Here is a 22,311-nt window from a genome sequence, read left to right as displayed (position 1 = left end):
TGGTGCTCGCGCTGCGCTGCGCGATGAACTGCGTGCAAGCCGCGTAACCTGCAACGCGCATGAGCCGAGTGGCCTGCGCCCAAATGCGTTGACGCGCTTCAGTCGTTCACGCGCGCTTCGCGCAGCGTGACGAAACGCAGATGCCGTTGCCGCGCCGCGTCGATCACACGCGGCAGCACGGCGAGGATCAACGGCGTGCCTTCAGCGGTGAGGGCGGCGTTGCCGTCGTGCAGCAGCAGAATGTCGCGTGGCGCGAGGCCATCGAGCAGCCTTCGCGTGACCACCCGCGGATCGCGCTCACGGGTGTCGTAGCCGCGCCGCGTCCATGCCGCGAGCCGCAGATCGAGCTTGCGCAAGACTGGTTCGAGAAAGATATTGCGCAAGCCGGCCGGCGCGCGGAAGAACATCGGCCGTTCGCCGCTCAAGGCTTCGAGCGTGCGTTGTGCCGCGTCGATTTCGCGCGTGAGGGCGCCCGGCAACGTCACGGAAAACGTGTGGACGTGCACCTGCGAATGGTTTTCGAGCGCATGGCCACGGGCGACGATCTCGCGTGCGAGTTCCGGGTAACGCTGCGCCTTCGCGCCGATGCAGAAGAACGTGGCGCGCACGCCGAAGGCGTCGAGCAGGTCCAGCACATGCGGTGTGACGGCCGGATCGGGACCGTCGTCGATGGTCAGCGCGATCGCGTCGGCGTTGCGTGCATGGGCCGGCAGGCGGGTCCAGTTCGGACCGAGCAGCGAGGTGCGCGGCAACAGGCCCGCTACCGTGAAAATGGCATGATTCACAAAAATCGCGGCGAGCCACCAGGGCCACGCGGCGGGCGCCATCAGCCATCCCGCCAGCACGATGACATGCCATGCGGCGGTGGCGGTGAGCATCGCCGGATAACCGGTTTGCGGCCAGCGGCGTGACGGCGCGTCGTGGACGCCAGACGGCGGCGTGGAGAGTTCTTTCATAAAGCGTGCTTCCTGTCTTCCTTCCTCCTTCCTGGGAAGGCGCTGAATCGCGCGCGCGGCGCGCAACGGCAAACGATACCATTGATGCGCATCCCGACGCGCGCGTCGGCAGGAATGGCAAATAATGAAAGCGCGCCGAAAGACGCCGTACCCCGCGACGGGCGGTTCGCGTGCAGACTGTCTGCACTCTGCATCCACTGAACTACGAGGAGACGTGACGTGACGGATACGGGAATCAAGAAGGTCGCGCTGGTGACGGGCGCGGGCAGCGGGATCGGCCGCGCGTGTGCGCTCAAGCTGCTGGAACACGGGTATAGCGTCGTGCTGGCCGGCCGCCGTCAGGCGCCGCTCGACGCCGTCGTTCGCGAAGCGCAGCAACTCGGCGGCGACGCGCTCGCGGTGGCGTGCGACGTCACCAACGCCGATAGCGTCGCCGCGTTGTTCGAGACGATCCGCACACGCCGCGGCCGGCTTGACGTGCTGTTCAACAACGCGGGCCGCAACGGCTCGCCCGTCGATATCGACGAACTCGATATCGACGAGTGGCGCTCAATAGTCGATACCAACCTGACCGGCGTGTTCCTGTGCACGCGCGCGGCCTTCGGTCTGATGAAAACGCAGCATCCACGCGGCGGGCGCATCATCAATAACGGTTCCATCTCGGCGCATGCGCCGCGGCCGAACAGCATTGCCTATACCGCTACCAAGCATGCTATCACCGGGCTCACGAAAGCCGTGTCGCTCGACGGCCGCAAATACGACATCGTGTGCGGCCAGATCGACATCGGCAATGCGGCGACGGAAATGGCCGAGCGCATGGCGCGCGGCGTGCCGCAGGCCAACGGCGAAATCGCGGTCGAGCCGCTGATGGACGTTCAGCACGTCGCGGACGCGGTGCTGCACATGGCCGAACTGCCGCTCTCGACGAACGTGCAATTCATGACGATCATGGCGAGCAAGATGCCATTCGTCGGCCGGGGCTGACGGCTTCGCACGAGCAGCAAGCGGCGCGGGATCAACTTATACTGTCCGCTTCCCGCCTTGATGGAACGCGATTTGCCGTGCCCCGAGCCACACCGAAGGACGACCCGCAGCCGGTGCCGCCCGTGCAGCCCGATCTCGACGACTGTTGTCATAGCGGCTGCAATCCATGTGTATTCGATCTCTACGACGAAGCGCTCGAACGTTATCGAAGCGCGCTCACCGAGTGGCAGGCGCGGCAAGCCCAGCGCAAGCCGGAAACGCGGCGCGGCAAGCCGCGTTCGCACCGCTGAGCGGCACATTGGATGTTGCCTCGGGACCGCCACCGCCCTTCACCACGCCCCGTCATGACCGACCTTCAGTCCGCGCCTCTCGAACCCCTGAACGACTCGCACACGCTGGACGACCTGCATCGCTTCGTGCAGCGTTATCCGCGGCTGTTCGTGCTGACCGGCGCGGGCATCAGCACCGACTCCGGCATTCCCGGCTATCGCGACGACAACGGCGAATGGAAACGCTCGCCGCCCATCACGGTGCAGGAGTTTCTCGGCACGCTCGCCATGCGCCAGCGCTATTGGGCGCGCAGCATGGTCGGCTGGCCGGTGGTCGCGCACGCGCAGCCCAACGCCGCGCATACCGCGCTGGCCCGGCTCGAAGCGGCCGGCCACGTGCCGACGCTGGTAACGCAGAATGTCGACGGCCTGCATCAGCGGGCGGGCAGCCGCGAGGTGATCGAACTGCATGGCGGCATAGGCGGTGTAACGTGCTTGGACTGCGGCATGCAGCACTCGCGCGCGTCGATCCAGCAAACGCTTGAAGCGGACAATCCCGCGCTCGTCGACGTGACCGCCGAAACCGCCGCCGATGGCGACGCACATCTCGAATGGCACGATCTCGGAGGGTTCCGCATTCCGTCATGCTCGAATTGCGGCGGCTTGCTCAAGCCCGCCGTGGTGTTCTTTGGCGAAAGCGTGCCTAAGGAGCGCGTCGAGGCGGCCTCCCGCGCGCTCGACACGGCGGACGCCGTGCTGGTGGTCGGCTCGTCGCTGATGGTTTATTCCGGCTATCGCTTTTGCGTGTGGGCGCAAAAGCAGGGCAAGCCGGTCGCCGCCATCAACCTGGGACGCACGCGGGCCGATCCATTGTTGTCGTTGAAAATCGCCGCGCCGTGCGCGCAGACGTTGACTGCACTGGCCGGCCGGCTGGCGCTATGATCGCGAACTCGCCGAACTCGTGCGTGTAACCCTGTACTGAAACTGAATCTGAAACTGATGCAGAACCGAAGCTGAACATGACCGATTTCCAACCGGCGCTGCGGCAACATTCGCCATCCGCTGAACGCAACCGTGAACCCATCCTCGCGGTGTTGCGCGCCGTGCTGCCGGCCAACGGCCGCGTGCTCGAAATCGCGAGCGGCACCGGCCAGCACGCGATCTGGTTCGCCCGCGCGATGCCCGGACTCGACTGGCAACCGAGCGACGCCGATGCCGACGCGCGTGCTTCGATTGGCGCGTGGGTCGCGCACGAAGGGCTCACGAACGTGCGCGCGCCGCTCGCGCTCGACGTGCGTCAGCCGGACTGGGGCGTGGACACGCTCGACGCCGTGGTCTGCATCAACATGATTCACATCTCGCCGTGGAGCGCGGCGCAGGCGCTGTTCGCGGGTGCGGGCCGCCGTCTCGTCGACGGCGGTGTGCTGTACCTGTACGGCCCATACAAACGCGGCGGAGCGCATACTTCTCCGAGCAACGATGCCTTCGATCAGCAGTTGCGCGGCCGCGATCCGGAATGGGGCGTACGCGACATGGAGGAGGTCGTGGCGTTGGGCGCGTCGGTCGGACTGGTGTGCGATGAGCCGATCGCGATGCCCGCCAATAATTTCAGTCTGGTGTTCAGGAAACGCGCGGACGCGACGCGAGTCTGACGCGCGTCAAACGAGATTGAACGCGAATAAACGCGGGTCCACCGCAGATTCGACGCGGCGGAAAACGCCGCCCGTTGTCCGCCAACGAGCGGCAAGCTGGCATTTCTTTTATTCTTTCACCCTCGACGTCCCGCCGACGTTTTTTCCGGCGCGGCGTCACGACATTTTTTGGACTCTGGAGAATTCACATGGGCAAACAGGCAATCGGCGTGGTGGGGCTAGCGGTCATGGGCCGCAATCTGGCGCTCAACATCGAGAGCCGCGGCCACGCGGTGTCGGTGTACAACCGTAGCCGCGAGAAAACCGACGAACTCATCGCCGAATATCCGGACAAGAAGCTGGTGCCGGCTTTCACGCTGGAAGAATTCGTGGAGTCGCTGGAAAAACCGCGCCGCATTCTGCTGATGGTCAAGGCAGGTGAAGGCACCGACGCCACGATCAATCAGTTGAAGCCGCTGCTGGACAAGGGCGACATTCTGATCGACGGCGGCAACACGCATTTCACCGACACCATCCGCCGCAATCAGGACCTCGCGAAGTCCGGGCTGCACTTTATCGGCACGGGCGTGTCGGGCGGCGAGGAAGGCGCGCTGAAGGGTCCGTCCATCATGCCGGGCGGCCAGCGCGACGCGTACGACCTGGTGGCGCCGATCCTCACCGAGATCGCCGCGAAGGCGCCGGACGGCGAACCGTGCGTCGCCTACATGGGACCGGACGGCGCGGGCCACTTCGTGAAGATGGTGCACAACGGCATCGAGTACGGCGACATGCAGCTGATCGCGGAAAGCTACGCGGTGCTGAAACAGGTGGTGGGTCTCTCGAACGAAGAACTCGGCAAGGTCTATACCGAGTGGAATCAGGGCGAGCTCGACAGCTATCTGATCGAAATCACCTCGAAGATTTTCAGCAAGAAAGACGACGAGACCGGTAAGGATCTGGTCGACGTGATTCTCGATCGCGCCGCGCAGAAGGGCACCGGCAAGTGGACTAGCCAGAACGCGCTCGACCTCGGCGCGCCGCTGCCGCTGATCACGGAAGCCGTGTTCGCGCGCGTGCTGTCCTCGCTGAAGACCCAGCGCGTGGCCGCGAGCAAAGTGCTGGAGGGCCCGGCAGCCAAGCCGCTCGGCGCCGAGCGCGACGCCTTCATCGAATCGGTGCGCCGCGCGCTGTACTTCAGCAAGGTCATTTCGTACGCGCAGGGCTTCGCGCAACTGCGCGCAGCGTCGGAAGAGTACAAGTGGGATCTGGATTACGGCACGATCGCCAAGATTTTCCGCGCCGGCTGTATCATCCGCGCCCGCTTCCTGCAAAAGATCACGGACGCTTATACGAAGGACAAAGCGATCGCCAATCTGCTGCTCGATCCGTATTTCCGCGACATCGCCAAAAATTATCAGGCAGCGTTGCGCGAGGTCGTGGTGGCCGCGGTCAACGCGGGCGTGCCGGTGCCGGCTTTCGCGTCGGCGATTGCGTATTTCGACGCGTATCGTTCGGAGCGTTTGCCGGCGAACCTGGTGCAGGCGCAGCGGGACTTCTTCGGCGCGCACACGTTCGAGCGCATCGACAAGCCGGGCAGCTTCCACGCGAACTGGAGCTGAGCGCTTGAATCGCAGCCCGGCGCGCCCTTGGAGCAGGGCGCGCCGGGCTGCAAAAACGCTGCAAATTCAAGATGATGAATTATTGCTGAAAGCCAAGGCCCGGACAGGCCTTCAGGGCAAGCGGTGCGCTACTGTTGTTAAATTCGAAATAGAGTTTCATTGTTTTAGGGGTTTCCCCTAGGTGTCGACCTTCTTAAACTTCTATTTAAGCGCTACGGAATACAAACCGCAGCGAATTAAAAACAAGTTCTGGAGGTTTACATCATGAAGGCTCTTATCTCTGCAGTCGTAGTCGCCGCCGCTCTGGCCGCTCCTGTCGCTTCCTTTGCTCAATCGAATCAGCCGGTTACGCGCGCTCAAGTTCGCGCTGAACTGGTTCAACTCGAAAAGGCCGGTTACAACCCGGTCGGCGATCAGATCAACTACCCGGCTAACATCCAGGCAGCTCAAGCACGCGTCGATGCGCAAAACGGCACCGCTCAGGCTGTGAACAGCGGCTACGGCGCACCGATCGCCGGCAGCTCGCAAGCGGGCCGTCCGGTGAGCAGCAACGACCGTAACTCGGTCTACTTCGGTAACTAATCTGCGCTGAAGTTGATGGAAGCGCCGCCTGATTGCAAGGCGGCAAGCAAATGGAAACGCCGTCCGGATTGCCGGGCGGCGTTTGTCGTTTACGGCGCGGCCAGGGCGCCGGTGTTTGACGCGATGCCGCTGCGCGCTCGTCGGCGCGCGGTTCTCACCGATTCGGCAAATGCGGAATCGCTTCGTTGCTCGTCAGATTGAGCTGGTGAATCTGCCGATGCGCCTTGTTCAGATGAGCCTGCGCGGCCACGCGCTGCGCTTCCAGTTGCGACACCTCCTTGCGCACCTGGTGCTGGCGGGCCGTCACCGCCTGCTCGTGCGTGCCGCGCCTTTGCAGATCGCTGCGCAGCCGTTCGGCCTGAGCCTCAGAGCGCGCGATCATGCGCGCCAACTGTTCGTTCTGCGCCTCCAGTTGGGCGCGCCGGGTTTCGCCGTCCGCGAGCCGCGTCGCCTGCTCCTCGAAATGATGGAAGGCGGTTTCCGCGGCGTCGAGATCGGCGGCTTTCAGCGCGCGCCACAGCAAGCCGTCCTCATAGAGCGCGACGTAGTACGCCAGTTCCTTCGCGTGGAACAGCAGGCTGACCGAATAGTCGAAGCTGCGGAAGACGCGAAACGGCGCCAGCGCTTCCTCTTCCGCGAGCCATTCCACTTCGGCGATGTCGGCGATCTGCACGCCGCGCACGCCGACCTGCGCCGGCACCACCGGCACGGGCCGCAAGGCGCTTACCGGACGAACCGGCCGCGGTAACGCGGGACCGGCGGGCGAGCCGTCGGCCGCCGACGCCAAGGTTGCGTGCGCGCTGCTGTCGGGCGAGGTGGGATCGGAGGCACTCTCTCGCGCGTTCTGCACGAGATGTGATGGGCCTGCCAGCACGTTGCGGCGGTTCAGGAGACTTTTCACGGCGGTCCTCCGGTTGAGTCGCCCGAAATCTGCAGACGGCACCGGCGATGAAGCATGCCGGTGAATCAGCCAGGCCGAGCGGTGAGCGAAACGTGGCGGACCGGCGACGCCGCTGAATGGACGCCGAAGGTGCGCGGTGCGGCGGATGCACCCGGATGCAATCCGCCAGCGCGGCTCTAATGCAGCGTGCGATGCCGGCGGCTTATTTCATCGAACAATGCGCGGCTGGGTTCGAGGGCCAGCAGCCAGGATTCGTCGTAGCCGCTCAGGTTGTCGAGCGCCTCGCGCAACCGCTCAATCGCCACTGCCGGAATCTCGACGCTCGCCTCCACGCCGCTCGACAATCCCGCAATGCTGGCCAACTGGACAAGGGCGTCGGCGGCCTCGGCCACGTCGGCGGCGAAAACCAGGTGCGTGTTCAGCAACTCGACCAGACCGGGCGACGCCGCGACATCGTCGACGTGGAGTTGCACGGCCAGAAAGGTGGCTTTGTTCATTCTCAACTCCCTCGCAGAATTCAAACGTTTTGCTTTCGGCGCGTCGGGGCAGCAAGAACGAGTATAGGCGAGCGCCCCGCGGATTCAATGCTCACACGAATCCCGGCGCCGTCCGCCGGCATAAGCCTGCCGTCCACCGCACCTATAATGGGGCCAGCCGGCAACCAGTTCGCGCGAGTTCCGACGGGCCGCCGTGCCCGATGCCTCGAACGCCATGCCGGCGCCGTTTTCCCAACTGCCTCGTGACCATGAAGATCATTCGCAGCAAAAATTTCACCGCGACGCGCCCTTGGGGAGCGCTCGATATCGCCAACATGCGCGGCATCACGACGCGCCTGCATTGGACCGATCAACCGTACAAATGGCATGTCAACGACGGCGAGGAAGTGTTCGCCGTGCTCGATGGCCGCGTCGAGATGCGTTATCGCGAAGGCGGCGTCGAACAGTCGGCCATTCTGGAAACGGGCGACGTGTTCTACGCATCGGTCGGCACCGAACATGTGGCGCATCCTGTCGGCGTCGCGCGCATTCTGGTTGTCGAGGCAGAAGGTAGCGTCTGAATTCTGGCGGCCGGCCGGTGCCGTGCCGGCGCGGTTCTCACCGCGCGCGGCGGCATAATGAATAAGCGCCGCCGCGCCTACGAGAGGAGCGGCATGGCAAATGCTTGGGCATCGATTGAATCCGATTGATCGAAAAAATGTCGAGGAAAATCAAATGACAAGATCATGGCAATTGACGGGGACCCGGTTGCTGGCAGCAGCCGCGCTCGGCTTGATATTCAGCGGCTGTACGACCATGCCGTGGGAGAGCACGCCGTTTTACAGCACTACACCTTCCCGCCCGACCACGCTCAGCACGGTGCCGGTTCCCGCCGGTTTCTACCGGGTCAATCCGGGCGACACCATCGACGGGATTGCGTCGGCGTATGGCCACAAGCCGCAAGAGATCGCGGCGTGGAATGGCCTCCCGGTCAACGCCGCCGTCACGCCGGGGCAAGTGCTGCGCGTGTCTCCGCCGATGGCGTCGGGCAGGGTCGTGACGCCGCCGGTCGCCGTCGCGCCGAGTGGTTCCGCCACGCTCGGCGCGCCGACGGCAGCCGCCGGACCGCAGCTGGGCGTACTGCAATGGCCGGTGCGTGGGCCGGTGCTGAGAGCCTTCGCGCCCGGTAAATCGAACGGCATCGTGATCGGCGGCCGGGCCGGCGATCCGGTCAAGGCGGCCGCCACCGGCCGCGTGGTGTACGCCGGCACGGGTATCGAGGCGTACGGACCGCTCATCATCATCAAGCACGACGACTCGCTGATCACCGCCTACGGACAGAACAGCACACTGCTCGTGAAGGAAGGCGATGCGGTCGCACAAGGGCAAACCATCGGCGAAGTAGGAGTGGACAGCCGCGGGGTGGCGTCGATCCAGTTCGAGGTCCGCCAGAACGGCCAGCCGGTCGATCCGCTCGCATGGCTGCCCAAGTCGGGCGGGTGATGCTTCTTTCCAGCGCGATTTCAGCGCAGCGTTAATTGAATATACTGTGCGACTAACTGCCGCCGCCGTGGCGCCCGTCGATACCGACGGTTCGCCACGGCGAGCGGCTGCTACAGGCTGTCATTCACAGACGCACAGGGACACACAATGATCGATTTGCGCAGCGATACCGTAACCCGTCCGACTCCGGCGATGCTCGCGGCCATGTCGGCCGCCGAAGTCGGCGACGACGTCTGGGGCGACGACCCCACCGTGTTGCGTTTGCAGGCCACCTTGGCCGAACGCACCGGCAAGGAAGCAGGCCTGTTCTTCCCCAGCGGCACGCAAAGCAATCTGGCGGCGCTAATGGCGCATTGCGCGCGCGGCGACGAATACATCGTGGGCCAGTTGGCGCATACCTATAAATATGAAGGCGGCGGCGCGGCGGTGCTCGGCAGCATCCAGCCGCAACCGCTCGAAAATGCCGCGGACGGCTCGATCCCGCTGGAGAAGATCGCCGCGGCGATCAAGCCCATCGACAACCATTTCGCGCGCACGCGGCTGCTGGCGCTGGAAAACACCATCGGCGGGAAGGTGCTGCCGGCGGGGTATGTCGCCGAGGCGGTGCAGCTTGCGCGTCAGCACGGCCTGTCCGCTCACCTCGACGGCGCGCGCGTTTATAACGCGGCAGTGGCGTCGGATAAACCGGTCGCGGCATTGTGCGAGCCGTTCGATTCGGTCTCGGTCTGTTTTTCGAAGGGACTGGGCGCGCCGGTCGGCTCGGTGCTGGTCGGCAGCCGCGCACTGATCGACGTGGCGCACCGCTGGCGCAAGGTGCTGGGCGGCGGCATGCGGCAGGCCGGCGTGCTGGCGGCGGCGTGCCTGTACGCGCTGGATCACAACGTGGAACGCCTCGCCGACGATCACGCGCACGCCGCGCATCTGGCAGCGGGTCTGGAGGCGATCGATCAGGTCAAGGTGCAGTCGGTCGCCACCAATATGGTGTTCGCGCAGTTTCCGCAGCAGCACTGCGCGCCGCTCGAAGCGTGGCTCAAGGAGCGCGGCATTCTCACGCAGATGCTGTATGCGTCCCGATTCGTGACGCATAAGGATGTATCGCGCGGGGATATCGATACGTTTATCGCAGCAGTGAAGGCGTATTTCGCGGCGCGATAAAGCGGAATAAAGCCGAATAAAGCCGAACGCCACCCGGCCGCGAGCAATACCGTAAAGCAAGCAGCAGAACGAAGCTGCAACCCAGCAAACCACAGCGGACGCACTCTCACTTGAGCGCGCCCGCTTTTTTTCATTTCATCGACGCCTTCGCATGCACGCCTGACCGATGCGACGGCGCCAGCAGCCTCAGCCCGCTCGCGAGGCTCGCCGCTCCCGCAAAGAAAGCACCGGTGCTCAGCGCCAGCGTCGGCCCATGCCGCCCGGCAATCCCAAAGCTCAACGCGACCAGCGCCGCGCCGGTGGTTTGCCCGAGCAGCCGCGCGGTCGCGACGATGCCGCTCGCGCCGCCACTGCGCTCCGGCGGCGCGCTTGCCATCAACGCCTTCAGATTCGGCGACTGGAAAAACCCGAAGCCCGCGCCGCAGACCGCCATGCGAATGCCGATGTCGAGCACGTGCGGATGCACGGGCAGAAGCGCCAGCGAAGCCATTCCCGCCGACATCACCGCGAGACCGATCGCGCCGAGCAGTCCCGGCGGATAGCGGTCGGACAGGTTGCCCGCCAGCGGCGCGGCCAGCGCGACCACCACGGGCCACGGCGTCATCAGAAAGCCGGTTTCGACCTGACTGCGGTGCAGCACGTCTTCGAAGTAGAACGGCAGCGAGACGAACGCCAACCCTTGCGCGGCGAACGAACACACGGCCGTCACCGCCGACAACGCGAACACCGGCCGCTTGAACAGATCGACGGGCAGCATCGGCGCAGGGTGGCCCGCTTCGCGGCGGATCAGCAAGAAGCCGAACACCAGCGCAATCGCCGCCGCGCTCACCACCAATTGCGTCGACGCGCGCTGGGCCGCCTCGCCGAGCGCGAAGATCAGCGCGGCGAAGGTGATGACGTTCAGGAGCGCCGCGACCGGATCGAAGTTGTGCTTGCCGCGCTCGGTGTGCGGCAACGCCGGCCAGGCGAAGCCCAAAGCCAGCAGGCCGAGCGGCACGTTGACCGCGAAGAGCCACGGCCACGCGGCAATCGACAGAATCAACGACGCCACCGTCGGCCCGACCGCGAACGACACGCCGACGATCAGCGCGTTGGTGCCGAGACCGCGTCCGAGCCGGTGAGGCGGATACAAATAGCGGATCAGTGCAGTGTTGACGCTCATGATCGCGCTCGCGCCGAGGCCTTGCAGTACGCGCGCGGCGGCCAGCAGCGGCAGCGTCGAGGCGAGCGAGCACGCCAGCGACGCCAGCGTGAAGAGCGCAATCCCGCCGATATAAATCCGTCGATGCCCGACGATATCGCCGAGCGCGGCGAGCGGCAGCAACGTCGCGACCATCGCCAGCTGATACGCATTGATGATCCACACCGACGCCGCGGGTGCCGCATGCAGGTCGGCGGCGATGGCCGGCAGCGCGGTATTGGCGATGGCGGTGTCGAGCGTGGCGAGCGCGACGGCGAGCATGATCGCGGCCATCGCGCGGCGGTTGGCCGCGGACATCGGCACGTCCGCGGGAAAAGGCGGGGCGGGGTGGGCGGCGCTGGGTTTGTCGGACAAGGCGGTGACTCGACGGGTTGAGCATGCCTGCGTGCAGCCGCACGAGTCGAGGCGCGCGGCGCGCGAATGGCAGAGGTTGCGGGACGTCAGACGCGCGTGACCCGAATGCAGCGTTCGAAGCATTTCAGGCAGCCGCGCGGCGAATGTAGCGATTGTTACAGAGACGCGGGAATCGTGCTGGCAGTCGGGCGGGCAGGGCGCCGATTACGCCTTGGCGGATGCAACTAACGGTCAAACCCGCCGGGCGTCCGCAAACTGCTGCGTGCCCGCGTTGTCGCACGCCATTCCGGCACAACCAGCTTGCAGGCGAGGTGCTCCGATTTGACCACGCGTCGAGCCACGCACTCTTTCATCCGCGCGTCACGCGAAAAAATAATGGCGTGGCCTTTCACTCAGTGCGCATCGGGCGTTTCGCAATCGTTTGCCAGTTTTGCGGAACCGATGCACGCGCGCAGTGCCACACACACGTGGCTTGCACCTCGCGCGTGCGAAAAAGCGGCGCGCCGGCTGATGTCGGCGGGCATGGCATGTGCATAACCAGGCGCTCGCGCCCGCCGGTGTCCGGTGGTCGTAAAATGACCTACTCTGTTTCTTAACCCGCCTGACCGGCTCGCGCCTCCCGCCCGTCATCTGTGCGGTTCGCGTATGTCGCGTCTTTTTTCCCCGGAGGCTTCGATGACAGCCGTCGATCTGGAATTCGACCAGCTCAACAGTACCGTCGACGCGCTACGGCGCTCAATTTCCAATCGCATGATGTATGGCGTCGGCAAGGACGCCGTCACCGCGCATCCGCATGACTGGCTGCACGCCGCGGCGCTCGCCGTGCGCGACCGGCTCGTCGCGCGCTGGATGAAAACCACGCGCCTGCAATACGAACAGGACGTGAAACGCGTCTACTACCTGTCGATGGAGTTCCTGATCGGCCGGACCTTTACGAACGCCTTGCTCGCCCTAGGCATCCACGATCAGATGAAGGAAGCGCTGGCGAGTCTGGGCGTGGATATGGACGCGCTAACCGATATCGAGCCAGACGCCGCGCTCGGCAACGGCGGCCTCGGCCGGCTCGCGGCATGCTTTCTCGATTCGATGGCGACGCTCGGCATTCCTGGCTTCGGCTATGGCATCCGATATGAATACGGCATGTTCCGTCAGCAGATCGTCAACGGCGAGCAGGTCGAAGCGCCGGACTACTGGCTGCGCGCGGGCAATCCGTGGGAGTTTCCGCGGCCCGAAGTCACGTACATGGTTCACTTCGGCGGCCGCACGGTGCAGCGCGGCGAACACGTGGAATGGATCGACACCCAGCACGTGAATGCCACCGCGTACGACACCGTCATTCCAGGTTACGCGACCGACGCGACCAACACGCTGCGCCTATGGTCGGCGCGCGCCGCCGAGGAGCTCGATCTCGGCGCGTTCAATCGCGGCGACTACCGCAATGCGGTCGACACGAAGAACATGTCGGAGAACGTCTCGCGCCTGCTGTACCCGGACGACTCGACGCCGGCCGGCCGCGAGCTGCGCTTGCGGCAGGAATACTTTTTCGTCTCGGCGACCATGCAGGATCTGATTCGCCGCTATCAGCGCACGCACAGTACGTTCGGGCGCTTCTCCGAAAAGGTGGCGGTGCATCTGAACGATACGCACCCCGTGCTGGCGATTCCCGAGCTGATGCGTCTGCTGGTGGACGTGCACCATCTGCAGTGGGACAAGGCGTGGAAGCATGTCACGCAGATCTTCTCGTACACGAACCATACGCTGATGCCCGAGGCGCTCGAAACGTGGGACGTCGAGTTGCTCGCGCGGCTGCTGCCACGGCATCTCGAGATCATCTTCGAGATCAACGCGCAGTTTCTCAAGCACGTGAGCGAGCAATCAGGTCACGACGCCGAAATGATCCGCCGCATTTCTCTTGTCGACGAATACGGGCAGCGCCGTGTGCGTATGGCGTATCTGGCGATCGTCGCGAGCCACAAGGTGAACGGCGTGTCGAAGCTGCACTCGCAGTTGATGACGCGCGATATCTTCGCCGACTTCGCAAGCATTTATCCGGACCGCTTCACCAATGTCACCAACGGCATCACGCCGCGCCGCTGGCTCGCGCAGGCGAGCCCGTCGCTGTCCTCGCTGATCGATCAGCAGATCGGCAAACACTGGCGCAGCAATCTGTTCGAACTGGAGCAGTTGCGCAACCTGCGCACGGATAGCGGCTTTATCGAAGCTTTCCGTGAAGCAAAGCGGCAGAACAAACTGCGGCTCGTGCATCGTCTCGCGCATCACACGAAACTGCATTTCGATCCGGACGCGCTGTTCGATCTGCAGGTCAAGCGTATTCACGAATACAAACGGCAATTGCTTAACATTCTGCATGTGATCGTGCGCTACAACCAGATTCGCGCGAATCCCGAACTCGACTGGGTGCCGCGCGTGGTGATGTTCGCCGGCAAGGCCGCGTCCGCGTATCGGATGGCGAAGACCATCATCAAGCTGATCGGCGACGTCAGCGAAAAGGTCAATCACGATCCGCTGGTCGGCGACCGTCTGAAAGTGGTGTTCGTGCCGAACTACGGCGTGAGCGTGGCGGAGCTGATCATTCCGGCCGCCGATCTGTCGGAGCAGATTTCCATGGCGGGCACGGAAGCATCGGGCACCGGCAACATGAAACTCGCGCTCAACGGCGCGTTGACGATCGGCACGATGGACGGCGCGAATATCGAAATCTGCGACGCGGTGGGCCGCGAGAACATTTTCATCTTCGGCCATACCGCCGACGAAGTGGACAGCCTGCGCGCCACGGGCTACCGGCCGCGGCAAATCTACGAAGACAACGCGGAACTGCGCACGGCGCTCGACCAGATTCGCACGGGCTTCTTCTCTCCGGACGATCCGCTGCGCTTCTCGGATATTTTTCACACGCTGGTCGATTGGGGCGATCACTACATGGTGCTCGCCGATTTCGCCGCGTTCGCCAAGGCTCAGGACGAAGTGGACGCGCGCTTCGTCGACAAACGCGCATGGACGGAAAGCGCGATCGAGAATGTGGCGGGCATGGGGCAGTTTTCGTCGGATCGCACGATCGGCGAATATGCACGCAACATCTGGCATGTGAATCCGCTGAATATCGAATAGCGGACGGTTGCTTCGTCTCGGCTCGACGTGGACATGTAAAGGCCGTGCGATTGCTGGTGAATCGCACGGCCTTTTTCATTGACCGATGCCGCAACTGATACCGCAGCGATTATTGCCCGAACTGCTCAATCTCGCTCGCGGCGCGCAGGCCCAGCTGGCCGTGCGGGAAGTCGAACAGCACGTCGATATTCTGCATGCCCATCAGGCCGATCACGATGCGATCGGCGCCCGGTTTCGCCTTGACGATCGTCACTTGCGCGCCTTCATAGCGATGCACCCATTTGCCTGTGCCGAGCGCCGCGTTGTAGTTGCCTTGATTGAGCACCTTGCCGACTTCGTCGTCGCCGGTCCAGTTCGGCGCCTTGTCCATTTCAACGCGGATCATGTCGGTGCTGGCCGTGGCGAACACCAGTGGCGCGCAAAAGGTCATCTTGTCGCCGACGTTGACGCAGCCTCTCGGCCATTGCGCCGTGCCGTCTTGCAGGACGGTCATCGGCACCATCGTGTAGTCCTTCGTGAGCGCGCTCGACGGACTCAGCACCAGGTAAGGTTTCGCAAAGTTCGAGTGCACCAGGTAGCGCTGGCCGATGTTGCCGGGCAACGCGCGCAGCGGTTGCGTGCAGCAGGTGTCGTCCGGTTGCGCCGCGCCGATGCCGAACAGACCCGAGAATGCCCAGCCGAATTCACCGGTGTAGCCATCCATGCCCACGCAACGCCGGGCGTTGGGCTGGCAGTTCACCAGTTCGACGGCTTGCGCGTCGATTTGCGCCGGCTTCGTGCCCGCGAGGCTCATCGGCAGTCTGACGGCCGCGCCGGAGACTTGCGCGCCGTTCGCCAACGGCAGCGAACTCAGCGGACCGGCGCTCGGATAGTTCGTGCCCGGAAGGACCGACTTGAGCACGCGCACGCCTCGCGTGCCGGTATCCAGTGCGACATATACCGCCTTGCCGTCGAGCTGGATCGGCAGGCCGAGGCGCGCGTGACCGGTGTCGACATGCTCCACTTGCAGCGGAATCAGCAGGCCGTCCTGGCCGCCGTTGATCAGGGAGGCAGCCGGCGCGGGCGGCGTGGGCGTGGGGAAGGTCACGGCGCAGCCGCTCATTACGAGCGCACCGGTCACGACAAGCGCGGCCGCGCTGAGACGACGCCGGCTGAGGCGCGAATGCCGGCGCGCGGCATCGAGAAACGACAGGAACATAGGTCACACGCTTTGCAGGAGGGCGGGTCCCTGACGAAGGCGAGGCATTGCAAGCGGCGAGGCGGACGGAGCCAACGGCAATCGCGCTGGATTGGCCGCGGCGTGATCGATAAAACCGGGTCGCTTGCAAACCCGCGGGAGGGAACACGCGATAACAGGAGCGGCGACTCTACATGGCCGCTCGGGTGCGATTGCAAAGATGTGTGAAGGCGCGGGCGCGGCCGGCAACCGGCCCGTGCAAATGTCGATCTACATCAATAGTCGCGCGGGGGCGCGTGCCGTGCTATCGCCCTCGGTAGCGGCAAAAAGCCGCGTGGCGCGGCGTCAAACCTTCGGTGCGGCGGCTGTGGCCTTCGCTTCGTTCACGGCCACGCCGACGCGTTCGACAAAATCGCGATCGACGCTCGACAGCGCTTCACGCTCGCCATTCGCCGTCTGCACCATCAGACGATGCGTGATGTCCTGGCTCAGCCAGGTGAGCCAGCCGACCACGGCCAGCATCGTGCCGCACACCATGCCTACGGGCGAGCGCAATATCGCGCCGGCAATAACGCCGGCCATTCCAAGCAGCGAAATCGTGATCGGCAAGACCTTGTTCTTCGGCACGGTGACAACGCGCACATCCACGATCTCGCGCAGCGGAAAGACCTGGCCGGCGGACGAGAGTGCGTTGCGCGTGACCGACACACCACGATCATTGAAGGGTGTTTCCATTGAGTCGAATGCAAGCGGTGGCAAAGCGCGCAGCGTACCAGAACTTTCGCCATCCGATGTCACGGCGCCTTCTGCCGGCCGCGCCGTGCCGGTAAGCATCGGCCCACGCGGCGGATACGAGCGTTTGCCATACGCTTCGGATGACTGAGGGGTTCCAGCATCACCAAATCGGCGGGCTCGGCCGTCAGCAGCCTGTGTTTCATAGCCATGACCCCATGGTGGTGAGAACCAGTCTTTGCGCACCTGCGCACCTGCGCGACTGGTTGGACACATATGTTATACGCCGATCTGCAAAACATCCGGCAGGGAGGAACGTTAACTGCTACCTCTCTCGACGCAGTCGAACAGCGGTACGAGCGAACACACCCTCACGATATACACATAGACCCAGGAGACGACAAAGATGAACACTCGGCCCCCGAATCCGCCTGATTTTGCACGCCGGAAAATTCTCGCCGCGCTGGCAAGTTCTATCGCATTGTCGGCATGTGGCGGGCGCGGCGGCGGCTCCGGGTCAGATGGGGCGAACCCGCCTGCGATCGGAACGATCCCGCCGGATCGCGCCAATCTTCCGCGTCCTCCTTTGCCTGATCCGTCGACTTCCGGCATCGACCATATCGTGCTGGTCACGATGGAAAACCGTTCCTTCGATCACCTGCTGGGATGGGTGCCGAACGCCGAAGGCGCACAGGCAGGCCGCACGTTCACCGATGCGTTCGGCACGGCGCGCGCGTCGTTCGCGCTCACCGCCAATGCGGCCTATGGCTTCCAGGGCTGCGCCTATGCGGACCCGAATCACGCGTACGAAGCCGGGCGCGTCCACCTCGCAAACGGCGCAATGAACGGCTTTCTGCTGACGCCGGCCACCAGCCTCACGCCCGGCGACTTGCTGCCGGTCGGCTATTTCCAGTCCGCGGATCTGGAGTTTTACCAGGGGGCCGCCGCGCAGTACACGGTGTGCGACTATTACATGAGCGGCATTCTCGCCGACACTTACCCGAACCGGGTCTACCTGCATAGCGGTGAAACGGACCGTCTGAGCGACACGCTCGACGTCTCGTCGCTGCCGACCATCTGGGACCGGCTGGATGCGAAGAACATCTCGTCGGCGTATTACTTCCACGACGTGCCGTTCACGGCGCTTTACGGCACCCGCTATGTCGGGCGTTCCAAGCTGTTCGCCGATTTCCTCACCGATGCCGCCGCGGGCACGCTGCCGTCGTTCTGCATGGTCGATCCGAGCTTCGGCGGCGAGTCGCAGGGGACCTCGAACGACGATCATCCGCATGCGGACGTGCGCAATGGCCAGGTGCTATTGGGGCAGATCTACGACGCGCTGCGCACGAGCCCGAACTGGAGCAAGACGCTCATGATCATCGTCTACGACGAGTGGGGCGGCTTCATGGAACATGTCGCGCCGCCTGTCAGGCCGGTGTCGGCCGCTGAAAGCGCGTTGGGCAACGACGGGCGGCTCGGGTTTCGCGTACCGTGCGTGCTGCTCGGACCGCGCGTACGTGCGAACAGTGTGTCGCGTTATCCGTTCGATCCCAGTTCGATCCACCAACTGCTTGCCTGGCGCTTTGGACTCGATCCACTCGGCGTGCGGAGCAGCGATCCGGCAACGGTCAACCTCGCGTATGCGTTGGATCTGGCGGACGCACCGCGCACCGACGTGCCGGCCATTGCCGTCACGCAGGGTGTCTTCGGCGCGGCGTGCACGGCGTCGGCGGCCACTGGCGCCTCGACCGCGACCGGCATCGGACAGCTGGACAAAAGTCAGGTCACGCCTCAAAGCGCCGTCCCCAATACGGCAGTCAGCGCGGTGGGCGGCCGCTTTGCGGAGCTGAGAACGCAGGCGGACGCACTCGGCTTCCCGCGTCCGTAGCAAGCAGGGCCATTGCCCAAAAGAAAAAACGCCCCGCGGGGCGTTTTTCCAGAACCTCGATCCAGCGGGGAACTCGCGTTCCCCGCCGCGAGAGACTCGCTTTAGAACTTGTGACGGATACCGACGCGGAACGCCAACTGGTTATCCGAACCCGTGCCCGACGTGCTGAAGTAGCTCGTGCTCGAACCGATCTGCGCCTGCACATCGCCCGTTGCCGCGTTGTGGCCCGAAGCGATCTGGTAGATACCCAGCGCGTACACGTCCGTGCGCTTGCTCAGCGCGTAGTCGACGCTCAGGTCCGCCTGGTTCCAGTGGCCCTTGTTCGCGTTGCTCAGGTGCATGTACGTGTAGCCCGCGCCTGCCGTCAAAGCCGGCGTGAACGCGTACTTCGCGCCTGCTTCATAGGCGGCGAACGTCGTCGTGCCGCCCGTGATCGGCTCGAAACGCGTGTTCGTGTACAACGCCCACAGCGTGGCTGCCGCGATCGTGTAACGGCCGCCGACACCGAACGTGCGCAGATCACGCACGGTGCCCGTCGTCACGTTGGCCATCGCCGTCGAGAACGCCGGGGTCGACTGTGAGGGGAAGCGGATGTCCGTGTAAGCCGCGCCGACGCCAAACGGGCCGTTTGCGTAGTTCACGCCGAAGCTATAAGCGCGCGACGAACCCGCGGTCGTGCCGACCGTCGGCGAGCCGGCGAACGCGCCGGCCTGGTTCGAGAAGCCGTACATCGCGCCGAAGGTCAGGCCCGCGAAATTCGCGCTGCTGAACTTGACTGCGTTGTTGATACGGCTCGACGTCAGCTGGTCGACGTCGTTGATGTGGTAAGCGTAGTTACCCGCGACGGTCTGGCCGCCGGTCGAGTAGTTGCCACCCAGGTAGTCGGTCGAAAACGAGTACTGGCGACCGAACGTCAGCGAGCCGATGTTGTTTTGCGACAGGCCGACATAAGCCTGACGGCCGAACAGCGCGCCGCCCTGGCCGAGCGTGCCGTTGCCGCTGTTAAAGCCGTTTTCCAATACGAACAGCGCCTTCAGGCCACCGCCCAGATCTTCCGTGCCGCGCAGGCCCCAACGGCTGCCTTGAGCCACGCCGTCGTCGTACTTGAAGAGGTTGTCGTGACCCGTTGCGGTCTTCGAGTTGTTCACGTAGCTGATACCGGCATCGATCACGCCATACAGCGTGACGCTGCTTTGCGCGTGGGCGGCGGTGGCGAAGACGGCGAGAGTAGCGGCGGTCAATAGTTTCTTGTTCAAGACTTTCTCCGATTAAAAATTAAGCGATCGCGACGCCGAACTCTTTGGTCAGGTCGTGCGATGGCCCGCAATTTAAGGGAACGCAGAGTAAGGTATGTGACAGCATGGTTATTTTTGAAATCTGTCGTGCCTACGCGACACTCACATAGCGCTGCCGGCGCAAATCGCGCAGAGCATGCGCGTATAAGCTTTTCCGGATCGGGCGTATAAGCGTGTGAAAAACGATTGGTTTCGGACGCCGCGTCCGCATGCGACGATGCGCGCCTATCGACAAATCGCCCGTGGGGAAACGCATGCAACGCCGCACAATCATCCAGAAACTGCTCGCTATCGCCGCCGTCTCGCTGACGGCCACGTTCGCGCACGCGGACGACAAACAACTCAAGATCGGCACGATGAGCGGTCCGGACGCGCAAATCTGGACGGTCGTGACAAAAGTGGCGGCGCGCGAAGGCTTGAACGTCAAGGTCATCGAATTCAACGATTACGTTCAACCGAACGCGGCGCTGGACGCGGGCGACCTCGATGCCAACGGTTTTCAGCACCAGCCGTTTCTCGACAGCCAGATCAAGCAACGCGGTTACAAGATCGTCAATGTCGGCCTGACCTATGTGTCGCCGATGGGCTTCTATTCGAAGAAACTCAAGTCGCTCAAGGACTTGCCGGAAGGTGCGAAGGTCGGCATTCAGAACGATCCGTCGAACGGCAACCGCGCGCTGCTGCTTCTGCAGAAGTACGGCGTGATCAAGTTGAAGGCGGGCGTCGGCACGAACGGCGTCAACGCGACGCCGCTGGATATCGCTGAGAATCCGAAGAAGATCAAGCTGGTCGAACTCGACGCCGCGCAACTGCCGCGCGCGCTCGGCGATCTCGACGCGGCGTCGATTAATACCGACTACGCGGTCAAGGCCGGCCTGCAGCCGACCAAAGACGCGATCGCGATCGAGGACCTGAAGGGTCCGTACGCGAATCTGATCGCGGTGCGCGAGCAGGACCGCAATCAGCCGTGGGTGAAGAAGCTGGTGGCGGCGTACGAGTCGGACGAAGTGCGCAAGTACATCGACACGCAATTCAAAGGCGCGATCATTCCGGCCTTCTGATCAGGGTTTCGACAACCGACGCGCCCAATGCAAATCGCCCGCTTGAATAGCGGGCGATTTGCTTTTCGGTTCAGGTACTTACGGAGGCGACGCGGCAACGGCGCGGCACCGCCCGAAGAGTTAGTTGCTCAACAGCGACCCGCTGCGGAACGCCTTCGCGCCGGCGATGCGCGCGAACTCCAGCCCGGCCGTTGCAAAGCGCGTGAGATGTCGTGCGTACAGCACGCCGGCCACCGTGCTTTTCAGCGTGACGACTTGCTCTGTCAACGGATCGACGATATCGGCAATCTCATGGCCGACGTCGATCCAGCTGCCCACTTCGCAGCGATACACCAGCACGCCGCTGATCGGCGCGACGATCGGCTCGGCGCCGGCGAGCGGCGTGGCGGCGAATTCGAGCGGCGGCAGCGGCGCGGCCGTGCCGTCGATCACGCCACGCGAGGTCAGATATTCGATGATCGCCTGGGCATCGTGCTCGGCGTACTCATACGACACCTCGCGCTGACCGCGCAGTTCGATCGTGACCGAGATCGAGCCGTTCGGAATCGGGAAGCGGTCGCCGAAACGGCCGCGCAGATCCGACCAGCAGAAGCTGTGGATTTCATCGAATGGGTTGCCCACCGAATTGAGCGCGAGCAGCGACGCTTTGGCGTCCAGATAGCAGGCGAGCGGCTCGACTTCGGGCCACAGATCGGGGTTCGTATAGAGGTGCATCGCGGCTTCCCAGTCGCAATGCAGATCGAGCACCACATCTGCGTCGTACGAGAGCTTTTGCAGTGCGAGACGCTGCGATTCGAGTTCGGTGGCCGGTTTCTGCGCGTCGAGCGCCTCGCGCATGGCGGTGCGGATGGCGGTGCGGTTGGCCTCGAGACTGTCGCTCAGGCGCGATTCGATCACCGGCTGCACTAGCGCCGACAGATCGTGGAAATTGCGGTTGAAGTTCTGTGCGGTGTTGGTTTCGAAGCGCCCCGTCAGATGGCCGAGAAAGTGCTGATTCAGGCCGATCGGATTGGCTACCGGCACGATCACGACTTCGCCGCGAACCTTGCCGGCTGCTTCCAGCGCGGCCAGCTTGCGGCGCAGCGCCCACGACACCAGCATGCCGGGCAACTCGTCGGCGTGCAGCGACGACTGGATATAGATCTTCTGCCCGCCGCCAGGACCGTAGTGGAAGCTCGTGAGGTTGCGGGCGGTGCCGAGCGTCGGGGCAATCAGCGGATGGGTTTGGGTTTGCATGGTTTTCAAATCCGCGGCCAAGTGGGGCGCGCCGCGCTATCTCGTTGATAACAGTGGGGAATTTGCTTCGCGGCCGGTCAATGGCGGGCCGGTGGGCGGCGCCTCGCGGGCGCCTCGATCGCACGATCTTAGCCGATATGACGCAGTGTGTGGTTTTATGCG

At 64.0% G+C, this 22,311-nt stretch carries 20 protein-coding genes; 12 read left to right on the top strand and 8 right to left on the bottom strand.

All coding sequences use genetic code 11. The features are described from left to right. Positions 1-98: 98 nt before the first annotated feature. Positions 99-956: a polysaccharide deacetylase family protein gene (locus B0G81_RS14740; RefSeq protein WP_134136763.1), complete on the bottom strand. Its 858-nt coding sequence runs from the start codon at positions 954-956 to the stop codon at positions 99-101. A 219-nt stretch (positions 957-1,175) separates the two neighbouring features. Between B0G81_RS14740 and B0G81_RS14735 the strand changes: the two genes are divergently transcribed. The 6 genes from B0G81_RS14735 to B0G81_RS14710 all read left to right on the top strand — a co-directional run bounded on the left by B0G81_RS14735 (position 1,176) and on the right by B0G81_RS14710 (position 6,041). Next, entirely contained in the window at positions 1,176-1,940 is a 765-nt protein-coding gene (locus tag B0G81_RS14735) for an SDR family oxidoreductase (RefSeq protein WP_134136760.1), read from the top strand. Between the two features lie 77 nt (positions 1,941-2,017). Further along, a complete protein-coding gene (locus B0G81_RS14730) occupies positions 2,018-2,230 on the top strand; it encodes an oxidoreductase-like domain-containing protein (protein WP_134136758.1) in 213 nt (70 codons plus the stop codon). 54 nt (positions 2,231-2,284) lie between these two features. Next, positions 2,285-3,151, top strand: coding sequence for an NAD-dependent protein deacetylase (locus tag B0G81_RS14725; protein ID WP_134136755.1), 867 nt, complete (start codon positions 2,285-2,287; stop codon positions 3,149-3,151). Between the two features lie 77 nt (positions 3,152-3,228). Beyond that, positions 3,229-3,861 (top strand): DUF938 domain-containing protein, encoded by a 633-nt coding sequence (locus tag B0G81_RS14720; protein WP_134136751.1) that lies wholly within the window; start codon positions 3,229-3,231, stop codon positions 3,859-3,861. 188 nt (positions 3,862-4,049) lie between these two features. Then, positions 4,050-5,459: an NADP-dependent phosphogluconate dehydrogenase gene (gene gndA / locus B0G81_RS14715; RefSeq protein ID WP_106282432.1), complete on the top strand. Its 1,410-nt coding sequence runs from the start codon at positions 4,050-4,052 to the stop codon at positions 5,457-5,459. Between the two features lie 264 nt (positions 5,460-5,723). After that, positions 5,724-6,041, top strand: coding sequence for a DUF4148 domain-containing protein (locus B0G81_RS14710; RefSeq protein ID WP_116121994.1), 318 nt, complete (start codon positions 5,724-5,726; stop codon positions 6,039-6,041). Positions 6,042-6,195: 154 nt separating this feature from the next. On the opposite strand, the gene B0G81_RS14705 is transcribed toward B0G81_RS14710, so the two are convergent. Beyond that, on the bottom strand, positions 6,196-6,942 hold the full coding sequence (locus tag B0G81_RS14705; protein ID WP_134136748.1) for a DUF2968 domain-containing protein: 747 nt from the start codon (positions 6,940-6,942) through the stop codon (positions 6,196-6,198). 176 nt (positions 6,943-7,118) lie between these two features. After that, the gene (locus B0G81_RS14700; protein WP_106282429.1) at positions 7,119-7,439 is read right to left on the bottom strand and encodes a hypothetical protein; all 321 of its coding nucleotides are present in this window, start codon (positions 7,437-7,439) and stop codon (positions 7,119-7,121) included. 248 nt (positions 7,440-7,687) lie between these two features. Between B0G81_RS14700 and B0G81_RS14695 the strand changes: the two genes are divergently transcribed. The 3 genes from B0G81_RS14695 to ltaE all read left to right on the top strand — a co-directional run bounded on the left by B0G81_RS14695 (position 7,688) and on the right by ltaE (position 10,076). Further along, positions 7,688-7,999 carry a cupin domain-containing protein gene (locus B0G81_RS14695; RefSeq protein WP_166678996.1) on the top strand — a complete coding sequence of 104 codons (312 nt, stop codon included), beginning with the start codon at positions 7,688-7,690 and terminating at the stop codon, positions 7,997-7,999. Between the two features lie 154 nt (positions 8,000-8,153). Continuing rightward, on the top strand, positions 8,154-8,921 hold the full coding sequence (locus tag B0G81_RS14690; RefSeq protein WP_134136743.1) for a peptidoglycan DD-metalloendopeptidase family protein: 768 nt from the start codon (positions 8,154-8,156) through the stop codon (positions 8,919-8,921). A gap of 147 nt (positions 8,922-9,068) precedes the next feature. Beyond that, positions 9,069-10,076, top strand: coding sequence for a low-specificity L-threonine aldolase (gene ltaE / locus B0G81_RS14685; protein ID WP_134136739.1), 1,008 nt, complete (start codon positions 9,069-9,071; stop codon positions 10,074-10,076). Between the two features lie 130 nt (positions 10,077-10,206). Here the strand turns inward: ltaE and B0G81_RS14680 are convergent, their stop codons facing one another. Continuing rightward, positions 10,207-11,574: an MFS transporter gene (locus tag B0G81_RS14680; RefSeq protein WP_134143112.1), complete on the bottom strand. Its 1,368-nt coding sequence runs from the start codon at positions 11,572-11,574 to the stop codon at positions 10,207-10,209. Positions 11,575-12,306: 732 nt separating this feature from the next. Between B0G81_RS14680 and B0G81_RS14675 the strand changes: the two genes are divergently transcribed. Then, positions 12,307-14,760: a glycogen/starch/alpha-glucan phosphorylase gene (locus tag B0G81_RS14675; protein ID WP_106282425.1), complete on the top strand. Its 2,454-nt coding sequence runs from the start codon at positions 12,307-12,309 to the stop codon at positions 14,758-14,760. A 109-nt stretch (positions 14,761-14,869) separates the two neighbouring features. On the opposite strand, the gene B0G81_RS14670 is transcribed toward B0G81_RS14675, so the two are convergent. After that, positions 14,870-15,958 carry a hypothetical protein gene (locus B0G81_RS14670; RefSeq protein WP_134136735.1) on the bottom strand — a complete coding sequence of 363 codons (1,089 nt, stop codon included), beginning with the start codon at positions 15,956-15,958 and terminating at the stop codon, positions 14,870-14,872. Positions 15,959-16,282: 324 nt separating this feature from the next. Further along, entirely contained in the window at positions 16,283-16,672 is a 390-nt protein-coding gene (locus B0G81_RS14665) for a DUF6232 family protein (RefSeq protein ID WP_134136732.1), read from the bottom strand. A gap of 403 nt (positions 16,673-17,075) precedes the next feature. On the opposite strand from B0G81_RS14665, the gene B0G81_RS14660 reads away from it, so the two are divergent. Continuing rightward, positions 17,076-18,557, top strand: coding sequence for an alkaline phosphatase family protein (locus B0G81_RS14660; protein ID WP_134136727.1), 1,482 nt, complete (start codon positions 17,076-17,078; stop codon positions 18,555-18,557). Between the two features lie 101 nt (positions 18,558-18,658). Here the strand turns inward: B0G81_RS14660 and B0G81_RS14655 are convergent, their stop codons facing one another. After that, positions 18,659-19,813, bottom strand: coding sequence for a porin (locus tag B0G81_RS14655; protein WP_106282421.1), 1,155 nt, complete (start codon positions 19,811-19,813; stop codon positions 18,659-18,661). A 293-nt stretch (positions 19,814-20,106) separates the two neighbouring features. On the opposite strand from B0G81_RS14655, the gene B0G81_RS14650 reads away from it, so the two are divergent. After that, positions 20,107-20,913, top strand: coding sequence for a MetQ/NlpA family lipoprotein (locus tag B0G81_RS14650; RefSeq protein ID WP_134136724.1), 807 nt, complete (start codon positions 20,107-20,109; stop codon positions 20,911-20,913). Positions 20,914-21,033: 120 nt separating this feature from the next. Here B0G81_RS14650 and B0G81_RS14645 read toward each other — a convergent pair whose 3' ends face one another. Next, on the bottom strand, positions 21,034-22,149 hold the full coding sequence (locus B0G81_RS14645; RefSeq protein WP_134136722.1) for a succinylglutamate desuccinylase/aspartoacylase family protein: 1,116 nt from the start codon (positions 22,147-22,149) through the stop codon (positions 21,034-21,036). Positions 22,150-22,311: the final 162 nt, after the last annotated feature.

It is taken from the genome of Paraburkholderia sp. BL6665CI2N2 (assembly GCF_004366535.1).
Classification (GTDB): domain Bacteria; phylum Pseudomonadota; class Gammaproteobacteria; order Burkholderiales; family Burkholderiaceae; genus Paraburkholderia.
This window is presented reverse-complemented; position numbering and strand designations above follow the sequence as displayed.